Origin of the sequence: Facklamia sp. P13055 (genome assembly GCF_050409445.1) — a bacterium.
Lineage (GTDB): Bacteria > Bacillota > Bacilli > Lactobacillales > Aerococcaceae > Facklamia.
Window position 1 is genome coordinate 1 of the sequence record NZ_JBNUPL010000007.1, and the last position, 12,174, is coordinate 12,174.

At 36.1% G+C, this 12,174-nt stretch carries 10 protein-coding genes and 1 other RNA gene; 1 reads left to right on the forward strand and 10 read right to left on the reverse strand.

Translation table 11 applies throughout. The features are described 5' to 3' along the window. Positions 1-546: 546 nt before the first annotated feature. Complete coding sequence (locus tag ACQV2O_RS03975; protein ID WP_428875054.1) at positions 547-849, forward strand: transposase; 303 nt, start codon at positions 547-549, stop codon at positions 847-849. Positions 850-1,947: 1,098 nt separating this feature from the next. Here ACQV2O_RS03975 and ACQV2O_RS03980 read toward each other — a convergent pair. The 10 genes from ACQV2O_RS03980 to ACQV2O_RS04025 all read right to left on the reverse strand — a co-directional run bounded on the left by ACQV2O_RS03980 (position 1,948) and on the right by ACQV2O_RS04025 (position 12,039). Further along, positions 1,948-2,682, reverse strand: a complete 735-nt coding sequence (locus ACQV2O_RS03980; protein ID WP_428873103.1) for a glycerophosphodiester phosphodiesterase — start codon at positions 2,680-2,682, stop codon at positions 1,948-1,950. Continuing rightward, on the reverse strand, positions 2,682-3,815 hold the full coding sequence (locus ACQV2O_RS03985) for an ABC transporter ATP-binding protein (RefSeq protein WP_428873102.1): 1,134 nt from the start codon (positions 3,813-3,815) through the stop codon (positions 2,682-2,684). The genes ACQV2O_RS03980 and ACQV2O_RS03985 overlap by 1 nt, the downstream gene beginning before the upstream one ends. A 13-nt stretch (positions 3,816-3,828) precedes the next feature. Then, positions 3,829-4,701, reverse strand: coding sequence for a carbohydrate ABC transporter permease (locus ACQV2O_RS03990; RefSeq protein ID WP_428873101.1), 873 nt, complete (start codon positions 4,699-4,701; stop codon positions 3,829-3,831). Further along, entirely contained in the window at positions 4,701-5,585 is an 885-nt protein-coding gene (locus ACQV2O_RS03995; protein WP_428875055.1) for a carbohydrate ABC transporter permease, read from the reverse strand. Before ACQV2O_RS03995 ends, ACQV2O_RS03990 begins: the two co-directional genes overlap by 1 nt. 97 nt (positions 5,586-5,682) lie before the next feature. Then, the gene (locus ACQV2O_RS04000; protein WP_428875056.1) at positions 5,683-6,999 is read right to left on the reverse strand and encodes an ABC transporter substrate-binding protein; all 1,317 of its coding nucleotides are present in this window, start codon (positions 6,997-6,999) and stop codon (positions 5,683-5,685) included. 706 nt (positions 7,000-7,705) lie between these two features. Beyond that, an RNA gene (gene ffs / locus ACQV2O_RS04005) (signal recognition particle sRNA small type) lies at positions 7,706-7,795 on the reverse strand. 118 nt (positions 7,796-7,913) lie between these two features. Then, positions 7,914-8,438 carry a tRNA adenosine(34) deaminase TadA gene (tadA, locus tag ACQV2O_RS04010; protein WP_428873098.1) on the reverse strand — a complete coding sequence of 175 codons (525 nt, stop codon included), beginning with the start codon at positions 8,436-8,438 and terminating at the stop codon, positions 7,914-7,916. 86 nt (positions 8,439-8,524) lie between these two features. After that, on the reverse strand, positions 8,525-8,875 hold the full coding sequence (locus tag ACQV2O_RS04015; RefSeq protein ID WP_428875057.1) for a hypothetical protein: 351 nt from the start codon (positions 8,873-8,875) through the stop codon (positions 8,525-8,527). 185 nt (positions 8,876-9,060) lie between these two features. Beyond that, entirely contained in the window at positions 9,061-11,532 is a 2,472-nt protein-coding gene (locus tag ACQV2O_RS04020) for an ATP-dependent Clp protease ATP-binding subunit (RefSeq protein WP_428873097.1), read from the reverse strand. 36 nt (positions 11,533-11,568) lie between these two features. Further along, positions 11,569-12,039 (reverse strand): CtsR family transcriptional regulator, encoded by a 471-nt coding sequence (locus tag ACQV2O_RS04025; RefSeq protein ID WP_428873096.1) that lies wholly within the window; start codon positions 12,037-12,039, stop codon positions 11,569-11,571. Between the last annotated feature and the right edge of the window lie 135 nt (positions 12,040-12,174).

The window sequence follows — 12,174 nt, forward strand, 5'->3', positions numbered from 1 at the left end:
TTTCAAGCAGTAGATTAATGGCATCTTCTAAGGCCTGACGAAACAGTTCATGAATAGATTCTCCTTGGGCTAGTGCTGTGAATCATTTTGTGTTAAAGTCTTCCATAAGGGACCTCCTATTTGTGATTGTTTTGTGGTTATTACAATCTTACATAAGTGAAGTCTCTTTTTCTAGGGAGTTTCGGAGCTTACACAAGAAATTTTACGCTATGTCCCTTCTTTTTAAGGTTAATAATATTATACACTTTTAAACATAAATGTTAACCGTTTTCACAAAAATTTATTCTTTCAATTTTTGCTTGAATTGTTAAACTAAGTTCAATTCAACTTAATTCAATAAGAAAATACTTTTAGAATTTTTAAATTGAGAAAGTATCCATAGATTTTGGTCTAAAAAGTATATCATTCCAAATGAGCAAGTTTCTGAAATTTGTATATTAACCTATATTTACCTTATTGAGCACTCTAACTATCGCCATTATTTCTATAATTTTCAAATGATAGTTATAATGAAAAGAAAACGGATGATTTCAATAATTTCAGTCAATGGCAGATAGTAAAACATTTGAAGCACGTAATCAGGTGTTCTTTCACTCACTAAACATTCTCGTTCCTGAGAATTATTTTCTGAGAAAAATTGATAGCCATATTGATTTTTCGTTCATATATTCTTTAGTTGATGATTACTATTGTTTGGATAATGCACGCCCAAGTATTGACCCGATTACGCTTATCAAAACCTCCATTCTTCAACATCTCTTTTATACTCCAAGTATGCGGCAAACCATTCAAGAAATTCAAATAAATGTTGCCTATCGCTCGTTCTTAGGTCTATCTCTCACTGAATAGTGACACATTTTTGAACTTTAGGAAAGAATTACAAGCAGCGTTTTGAAAGGACAAGTATCGTCAAAAGATCTTTAGCCAAATACTCGTACTGTGTTTGGAGGCAGGACTAATCGACAACAAATCTAGTTTATAGATGTTACACACGTCAAACCTTGTGCAAATCGCCAAAGTATACGAACGAAGAAATGCTGGTGCCAACCATATGATTGGCAGATGAAATGAAGGAAGCTGTTAAAAAAATCGAACGATTCATGTAGAAAGCTACTAAAAAACACAAAAAGTAGTCTCAATGATACGGATACAGGGTTGTTTCATACAGGGGACTATAAAGAAGTCTTTGGCTATAATATTCAAATGGTTTTTGATTGCAATGGGTGGGTTTTAGGTTATAGTTTACACTCAGGAAATACCCACCACACACAATTTTTCTGTTCAATATTTAATAAGATTATTCCTTTTAACTTGAAGTTTTAATTGCGGATAGAGATATAAAACGCCCACCATCGCTCAAATTCTTTAAAAGCAAGCAATCACACCAATGTTCCCCCTTTGCACTGCCAAGACTTAAACCCGAGAATAGAGATATTGTATATGATGAATACTATGACTGTTATTTAGACAAAAACAATGTGGCCTATCATTATACGATTACCTATCGAAAAGGATATCTTGACTACAAGACTTCTAGTCAAGATTAGAAGAAATATCAAAATGAATCAGTTATTACTTGACATATGTGGCAAGAAGCTCTTGAAAGGTGTAAGAATATCAGGTATTCAGAAAGTGCGCGTGCTCTTTATAGAGAATGAAATGAGTCCGTTGAAAGATTATTCGGCACTACTAAAAAACAACATGGTTTTCGATACACATTTAATTGAACGGCCCTTGATGGAATTTAAAGCTGGCCTTACTTTTACGTGTATGAACTAGAAAAAATTGACAAATATACTGGAGATGAGAAGTTTCACTTTTTATATTATATAGCGAACTTTTAATGTAAACTAAGACAAACTGTTCTTTAAGGGCTAGTCAAAGAACGGTTTGTCTTCAATTTGAAGAATCCTTCTGAATATCCAGAAGGATTTTTTTTGCTAGAACTTAAATTAATTCTAAAGCTCTCTCAACATAGTTGGTTATAATGCGATCCACACCCGCATCAATCATCATCTGGATATGATCAGCTTCATTGACTGTGTAAGTGTTAATTTCGACTCCCTGACGATGACATTCTTCAATATCTTCTAAGTCCAAAGTCACAAAAGCAGGATGATAATGACCGACACCATGTTCCTTACAATATTTACCAGGGTTTAATTGACCCGACGCCGTTAAAAAGCCGTATTCAATTTTACTATCCCCTGCTAGGCGCATAAAATCACGCACACTGTGGTGATTAAAAGATGAAATCAAAACACGATCTTCTAATTTAAATTCCCTGATTAATTCTAAAACTTTAGCATTAAGACCCTCATAGCGAAAAATGTTAGTTTTCAACTCGATATTAACTTTAATATCTAGAGGCTGCATCCATTCAAAAAATTCGCGCAAAGTCGGAATTTGAATGTCTCTTGCGGACTTAACTTGTGTTTCTTTGAAGTTAGCATAATAGTTATACTGACGTAATTCAATTAAGGTCATATCTTTTACATAGCCACTACCTGTTGAAGTGCGATCAATCGCTTCATCATGAATGATGACTACCTCTTGGTCTTTAGTTAAATGGACATCTAACTCAATGCCTTCAATCGGAAATTTTGCCGCTTCTTTGAAAGCTAACATGGTGTTTTCAGGATATATTCCAGAATAACCGCGATGTGCAATAATTTTTACCATTATTTATCAAAATCCTCTCCCACTATTCGATTGAGTATCGACGCTTCTGTTTTCTGATCAAACAACATGATTTTATTCAAGTCCAACTGAACTTGAACTTCTTCGCCAATTTTAACAGGACGTGCCGGTGAAAAACGAGCCACCAACTCCCGACTAGAAGTAGGATGATCAAAATAAACAAAAGTGTCAGAGCCTACTTGCTCAACATTTTTAGCGATAACATTCAAACCTGAGGTGTTTAAACCCTCGGCCTTATGGTGCATGTCCTCCGGGCGAATGCCAATATAAACTTCCTGGTCTTCTACTTCAACAAGCAACTGATCTTTAACTTCTTCAGCGAGCTCAAACGATTGATCAGCAATTTTAAGGTTTACTTTCCCATCTTTAATGACTAATCTACCATTGAACATATTAATCATGGGTGACCCAATAAATTCAGCAACAAACTTATTACATGGATTATAATACAAATTGGCCGGTGTGTCATATTGTTCGATACTTCCAGCATTCATCACAGCTATTCGCGTTCCCATTGTCATGGCTTCTGTTTGGTCATGGGTAACATAAACAAAGGTCGTTCCTAATTCACGATGCAACTGGGTAATTTCAGACCGCATCGATACCCGTAATTTAGCGTCTAAGTTGGATAGAGGCTCATCTAATAGAAAAACCTTAGGATTTCGCACCATAGCTCGACCTAAAGCCACTCTTTGACGTTGTCCCCCTGATAAAGCGCCTGGTTTCTTGTCAAGTAGTTCCGTTAACTGAAGCGCTTTAGCAACTTGCTCTACGCGTAATTGACGATCCTTTTTACTGATTCCATTCATCTTCATTGAAAATCCCATATTATCACGAACATTCATATGTGGATAAAGCGCGTAAGATTGGAAAACCATGGCAATGTCACGATCTTTTGGCTGTAAGTTATTAACCCTTAAATCACCAATCCAGAGTTCTCCTTCTGAAATACTCTCTAAACCAGCAATCATACGTAAAGTTGTTGACTTGCCACAGCCAGAAGGACCTACTAATACGATGAACTCTTTATCTTCAATTTCCAAATCAATATTTTTGACTGCTTTAAAGCCATCATCATAGATTTTAGCAACTTTTCTTAAACTTAATTTCGCCATAAATATTCTCTCCTTATCCTTTCACTGCTCCGGCCGTAAGTCCCTTTACCATATTCCTTGATCCAACAATAAAAATAAGCAGACTTGGAACCATACAGATCATAACCCCTGCTACCATTAAAACCAGTGACTGTGAATCCACCGAATTCAGCATGCTAATACCTATCTGAACGGTACGATTCTGATCATTATTTGTCACTAGTAAAGGCCACATATACATATTCCATCCCGATAAGAATGATTGAACAGACATAGCTCCTAAGGTTGGTTTAATCAAAGGCATCAAAATGGTTAAAACAAATCTGAAATCTGTACAACCATCTACCTTAGCAGCTTCATACACTTCATAAGGAAAGCTCTGCAAGGCTTGAACGCATAAGAAGATATTAAAGGCTGAAATAATAAAGGGTATGATTAACACGTAGAGGGAATCATTCCAACCCCAAGATGAAATCATTAAGAATTGCGAAATAATAACGGCTTCGCCTGGAATCATCATTGTCGATAGGATCAATGCATATAACAGCCCTTTACCTTTGAAGTTCAAAAAGCGAAAGGCGAAAGCAGCTAAGACAGAAGTTATTAACTGACTAAGAGTGATGGCTACTGCAACAATCATTGAATTTCTTATATAAATTCCTATCGGTGCTATTTTAAAAACATCAAGAAAGTTAGTTAATGTAGGATTTTTAGGAAACCAAACACTTTCTGGATCGTATAGCTCTCCAGAAGGTTTAACGGACATCATTAGCCCGTACAATAAAGGCGAAAGAACAATCAGTAACATAACTATATTTAAAAGCAATCGTACAATACTCCATACAGTGATTGATTCGCGTCTTTTTTTAATTTTATTGTCCTTATTTTCTTTAATAAGTTCTGCCATTATGCACTCTCCTTTCCACGGATTTTAAACATGATACTGGTCAAGATCATAACGATTAAAAATAAAACAACTGACTCGGCTGAAGCATAGCCATAGCGATAATTCATAAAGGCATTTCGATAAATATCATAAACAATCACATTCGTTGCTTGACCTGGACCACCCTTGGTTAAAATATTTATCTGTCCAAACCCTTGGAAAGCGTTAATAACGTTGGTTACAACCACGAAAAAAAGGGTTGGCTTCAATGATGGAATGGTTATATAAATAAATTTCTTAATCCCGTTTGCCCCATCAATCGAAGCTGATTCATAAAGAGAATCGTCAATGCTGGCTAAGCCAGATGAGAAATACAAAAAATTCATCCCTGAATTCAACCAGCCGGTCAAAATACCCACAACTAATAAGGCACTGCTTGGTTGAGAGAGATAATTAATATAAGTTCCCAAAATCCGGTTCACAATCCCAACCGTTGGATTTAACATCACTTGAAAAATCATGGCCATTCCAGCAGACGCAATTGCCATTGGCATAGCGTATGAAGTTGAAAAAATTTTAATTCCTGGGAATGTTTTTTGACATAAAAGTGCTGTAATAAAGCCTAATACAACGCCTACAAAAACAACTATAACAACAAATTTAAAAGATACTAAAACACTGTTCCAAAAGCTTTCACTTGCAAAAAGTTCTGTATAATTCCCCAAACCAAGATATTCTGCATTTTGTCCTAAATTATTGGTCAAAAATAAACTCCGATAAATGGTCTGAAAAAATGGCCAGAACATAAATATAGATAAGATTGTCATCGCTGGGAGTAAATAGCCATATCCTTTTACTTTTTCCCAAGTACTTCTCTTTGACTCGATGATTACAATTTCTTCCATCTTTCCACCTCTTCCCATCAAAAATCTTCCACATAAAAAATCGAGAGAACACCAATAATGAAGCTCCCTCGATTATCTATACATTTAATTCATTAAATTATTGGTTGGCTTGATTGTAGTTTTCAATCGCTTTATTGATTTGATCTGCCATAGCTTGTGCAGCTGATTTAGGATCTGTTTCACCATTAATAACTTTTTCAAGTTCATTTTCAAAAACTTGACGCGCTTCTTGAGCAACACCTGCTAAAGCCCCTTGATCATCTGCGGTCGAATCATGCAGCTGATCAATCGCTGTTTGGAATTGCGGGAATGCTTCTAAATTGTCTTTAAAGTTTTGCTCCTCGTGGGCCGCTAGGTTAACTGGGAAATATCCTGTATCAACATTCCATTGTGCTTGTGAGGCAGGAGATACTAAGAATTGAATAAAGTCCCAAGCAGCATCTTTTTTAGCCTCATCATCTGATTCAATCATCCAAAGAGAAGCGCCTCCAATGGATACACCACCCTTATCTTCTGAGTCGATACCAGGATAATAAGCCGTACCAATTTCAAAACGCCCATCTACTTCAGTTAACAATTGACGTAAACTTGCAGTGGAACCAAAAGTAATAGCTGATTGCCCTGCAATAAATTCTGGATGTCCACCCTCACGACCTACGTTAGGCATAACACCCGCATCCACACCTTTTTTCCACATGGTTAAAATCTTTTCCATACCTCCATTTTCAATAAAGGCCACTGATTCAGGTGCTCCATCGCGTCCGTTAGCATGGTCAAAGATTTCTTTTTCCATTTTGTTAAACCATTGATCAATCCACCAACCATAGATTCCGATAGATGCTGGCATAGCGGCACCAGCTTCTTGTAATTTGGGTCCAATTTCAATTAAGTCTTCTAAGGTTGTTGGAACTTCTACGCCAGCTTTATCAAAAATATCTTTATTATAGTACATTAAAGGGGTCGAATTATTAAAAGGCATCGAGTGTAATCGATCCTCAATAGTGAAATAAGCCAATAAATTAGGCTCCAATAAATCTAAATCAAAATCTGTCTTATCTACATAATCTTGAATTGGAACCGTTAAACCTGAATCAATCATAAAGGTTGTTCCAACTTCAAACACTTGAACCACATCTGCACCCACTTCTGATCCTGAAGCAGAAGAACGTAATTTGGTTAATGTTTCGTCATAAGACCCTTGATACTGTGCATCAACTTCCACCGCATCTTGAGATTCATTATATTGATCTACTAGTTTTTGTAAAGCTTCTCCAACAGAGCCTCCCATTCCATGCCAGAATGATAATTTAACTGGCTCTGCAGCTTGAACAGTTTGACTTAAAGGTAATACACTCGTTACTGACATTGAAGCTGATAGTAATCCCACCATCAATTTCTTAATTACTTTTTTCATGGTGCTTCCTCCTTTGTTATCGATCCTTTTAAAGTGACCGTTGACAAAAATATAGCATGCTAGTATTAACTTTAAGTAAATTCATTGTAAATATTTTGTAAATTTACATGCAATTTTTTCAGAGAATAAAAAACACCTTTATAAGGTGGAAAATTACATTAAATCAAAAACGATTTTCAAGGCGCCTATAATACTAAATATACTAAAGGTAATTTCCCCCCATGCACCCATGTAGGTATGTCGCTTAGTTTCTTATGCAAAATACCCCTACAAACATTCGATATATCTTTATATTGATTAGCAAATTAATAAGTATTTATTTATATATACTTAATATCATCAACCTTTGCAACAAGTTTAAACTATATAATAATCTATTTTTTAATCAACATTAACTATATTATTAGCTTGTCTCTTAAAAGTAAAATAACACTCACCATGGTATGTACTCTCAATTATATAATCTTCTAGGAGTACTCTCTTTTAGATATAGATCCCCTCAGAAGCTTATAAAATAGACGATCAAGACAAAAAGTCGCATGAGTCACTTTCACACATTTACAACAATGTGACAGCGCTTAGATTATGTGTTGTTATGATAGCTTTTGATGACCTCATAAAAATATTCAAGAATATAAGAAGTTATCTTTTTGCTACCCTTTAAGTTTAAAAAATACTATAAAAGCCTATCTAATAAGGAAATTAGACAAAATAAAATAGGCACATGACTTCATCACTTATAGCTGCTACCTTCCGGTCCTGACTCGGTTCGTGAATCCATCATTGCCTTTTAATAGTATAGCATGAATGGCTCCTTTTGTAAAATTCATGTTTTAGAGCTAAGGTTCATTTCTTGCCTGTGTATAAAGTTGTGCATAAGTCGTCTTTTGCACAACTTTTCTGTGGATATCCTCCTATTTCGCCTTGTCTTTCTTCTTTGCTTTTTTCTTCTGTCGCAGTTGTCTAAAGAAATTAGACATCATCTGGCTACATTCTTCTTTTAAAACCCCCTCAATAACTTCCACTTGATGATTAAAGCGTTCCTCTTGTAATAAATTCATTAAGCTGCCACTGCAACCCCCTTTAGGATCTCTGGTAGCAAAAATTACTTGTTCAAGTCTCGCTAACACAGATGCTCCAGCACACATTGGACAAGGTTCTAAAGTTACATACAACTTAGCCCCTTGAAGCCGCCATGCTTGTAGCCTTTCATTAGCTTGATTTATCGCTAATATTTCAGCGTGACCTGTAGCTTGGTGCTGACTTTCTCTAACATTAAAGCCTCTTCCAATTATTTCATCATTGTATACAACGACAGCTCCAATCGGCACCTCACCAATTGCTTCAGCTTTTTTTGCTTCCTTAATTGCTTCAAGCATCCATTTTTTATGCTGGACCTGTTGATTTGAATCCAACTCTTTAAATAATAAATTCTCCATTCACTGACTCCTATTTAAATAAAAGTATTTCAAATTAAAAAGCAACCTCCATCTATAGGTTGCTTTTGACTATATATCTGTAATTATTAAAACAGATTATGCATTTTTTCACCAGCATCATCAGCTAGTTCTTTAGCACGGTTAATAATCTGAATAAAACCTTCACTCATTTGAGACTGAGTGGCCTTAGTCTTATTAGCAATACCTACTAAAGTATTTACTTCTTCATCAGAAAGGTCATTTACGATATTCACTAAATGATCGGAGCCTTTTAATTGATGCTTAACATAAGCTTTGACTTTCTCACGGTTAATCATGCCTCTTACACGTTCATTAGCATCATCATCTAAATATGTATAAAGAATAACGCCTGTAACGGCTGCAACAATTGCTGTACCAGCGATAATATTGGTCAATCTGTTCTTTTTATTCAACATAATATATTCCACCTCTTTATTAATTTCTTTTTACTTCATATAAACCTTATCACTAAACGTATAAAATAGATAGTAAAATGCTTTCAGCTTTTGATAGACTATCAATTATTATAATCAAAAAATAGTAGCTGAATAAGCTAGGCTTACTCGGCTACTATTCTAGATAAGATCATCGATTTTTCCAGCTATTTTGATCGGTTGTTAATCCGAATGGATCCTGAGCGACCACCAATTGTTATTTTATCTCCTAAAGCAATATCTCCATTCAAGAGCATCTCACTTAATTCATCTTCAATTTGTTTTTGAATAGCTCGGCGGATTGGACGCGCTCCATATTCTGGATCAAATCCTGCTTCCGCTATAATATCGATTGCTGTATCAGTTATACGCGCATTAATTTCTAATTCATCTAATCGTTTAACAATCTCATTGGTTTGAAGTTTAACAATTTCTTTAATATGTTCTTTATCCAATGAGTGAAAGACAATCGTTTCGTCGATACGGTTTAAAAATTCTGGACGGAAAGCACGTTTTAACTCTTCTAAGATACGCTTTTCCATCGCTTTAAAGTCATCAGCAAAGCTAACCGCGCTGAAGCCAACTGACTTCTCGTCGCGAAGAGCAGTAGCACCGATATTAGATGTCATGATAATAATTGTATTTCTAAAGTCGACCCGACGACCCTTACCATCTGTTAAATGACCGTCATCAAAAACCTGTAATAAGATATTAAAGACATCTGGATGCGCCTTCTCAATTTCATCTAGTAGAATCACTGAATATGGTTTTTGGCGAACTTTTTCAGTTAATTGTCCAGACTCGTCATAACCGACATATCCTGGAGGAGAACCGACTAAACGAGAAACGGCGTGTTTTTCCATATACTCAGACATATCAACACGAATCATATTATCTTGTGAACCAAACATGGAGTTAGCTAAGGTTTTGGCTAATTCTGTTTTTCCAACACCAGTCGGTCCTAAGAATAAGAAGGAGCCAATTGGTCTTTGTGGACTCTTCAAGCCTGAACGAGCACGCCGAATAGCACGCGCTACTGAAGAAACGGCTGAATCTTGTCCTATTACGCGTTCATGCAACTCAGCTTCTAAATGAACTAAACGTTTAGCTTCCGCTACATCCATTTGATAGATTGGCACACCTGTTGCCAGTGCTGTTACTTCAGCTACATGTTCAGCGGTTACTTTTGGATAACTTAATTCTTTTTGTTCATTTTTTTTCTTGGCTTTTTTGTTAGCCTTCTCAATAACTTTTTCTAAATCTTGCTCTTCTTTTCGAATATCGGCAGCTAATTCAAAATTGCGGTCGAGAATGGCTTGTTCTTTACGATTCGCTAGGTTTTTTTGTTGCAATTCTAGCTCTGCTAAATTATCAGTTTGCTTGCCTTCTTCGATTCTTACTTTAGCCGATGCTTCATCGATTAAATCAACCGCCTTATCAGGCAACTTACGCTCATTCATATAGCGTGAGGACAATTTGACTGCCGCTTCAATCGCTTCATCACTTATCTCCACATGATGATGCTGTTCATATTTAGACCTTAGTCCAGTTATAATTTGAATAGACTCAGCTTGAGAAGGCTCTTCAATCACAATTTTAGAAAAACGACGTTCTAAGGCAGAGTCTTTTTCAATATGCTTTTGATATTCATCGAAGGTTGTAGCTCCCACTGTTTGAATTTCTCCCCTTGCTAAAGCCGGTTTAAGAATGTTGGCAGCATCAATTGCTCCTTCGGCTCCTCCAGCTCCAATAAGTGTGTGGAGTTCATCTATAAAAAGAATTACTTTACCATCTTGAGATATTTCTTCGATTATCTTCTTCATTCGTTCTTCAAATTCGCCTCGATATTTAGTTCCTGCAACTAAAGCAGCTGTATCTAACATCATTAGACGTTTCTCAGCAATTTCACTTGGTACTTTCCCTGTCACCATTGCTTGAGCCAGCCCTTCAGCAATCGCTGTTTTTCCAACGCCCGGTTCTCCTACAAGAACAGGGTTGTTTTTCGTTCTGCGAGAAATAATTTGAATCATACGACGAATTTCTTTTTCGCGACCGATAACCGGATCTAATTTACCTTCGCGTGCCAATTGTGTTAGATCTCTTGAAACTCCATCCAAAGTAGCAGTATTAGATTGAGTATTCGTGTTTTGTTGACGTCGCCCTCTTTTACTTTGACTATCTGAACGCTTCTGCTGATTAATTCCAATTTCCTCGAATATTCCTTTACGTAATTCTGCCAGATTAATTCCTATATTTTTCAATAATACCGTAGCGAGTATTTCTTCTTTCAGTAAGCCTAAAAGTAAATGCTCTGTCCCTACTTTTGGAGCGCCAAGACGTTTAGCATCACTAGAGGCATTCATTATTACTTTTTTGGCGCGTGGGGAATAAGGAATGACCACTTCACCACGTCTACCTGCTTTTAAGCTTTTTCCATGAATCATTTCTAATTCATCTACAAGCACAGCATATTCTGCCCCATAATCTCTTAAGACTTTACCGGCAATTCCATTTTCTTCACGAGCTAATCCTAACAAAATATGTTCCGTACCAACTGCTTGATGGTGGAAAACATAGGCATGCTCGGCTGCAAACATCATGGCCTGGCGTGCACTTTCTGTAAATAATTCTTCAAACATTTATTTCACCTCTATTTAATAATCCTCGACTGAGAGCTAACTAGTTAATTCATAGCGTAATTGATGGAGAAAAGTTTTTAACAACATGGCTCGAGCCACTTGATCTTGATTTGAAATCGCATGAAGGACAGATTTTTCAATCACTGATAAAATAAGTCTTCCTTCCCTTTGTGTGATTATTTCTCTTTCAATCAACGTTTCAATAATATTCACACCATTTCGATATGAAATTTGATTGCCAATTAATTCTAACATTGAAGCAACTTCATCTGCATCCGAGGTCAATTGAGTTTTTAAAATACGGATATAACCGCCGCCCCCTCGTTTACTTTCAACCAGATAACCATGCTCTTGAGTAAATCGTGTATTAATAACATAGTTGATCTGTGAAGGGACACAGTCAAATTGATCAGCAATATCGCTGCGCTTTATCTCTACATGTTCTGCGTTTTGCAAGAAGGATTTAAGATAAGCTTCAATTATATCGGACATATTTTTTCTGGACAAATTCAACCCTCCTTCAAGCTAATTTTGTTTAACATTGACTTTCTTTGACCATTATACACAATCTTTTTATTTTTGAAAAGCTATTTGTTTGGACTTGTCTCTTAATCACGATTAAGTAGTCATAGGTATAATTTC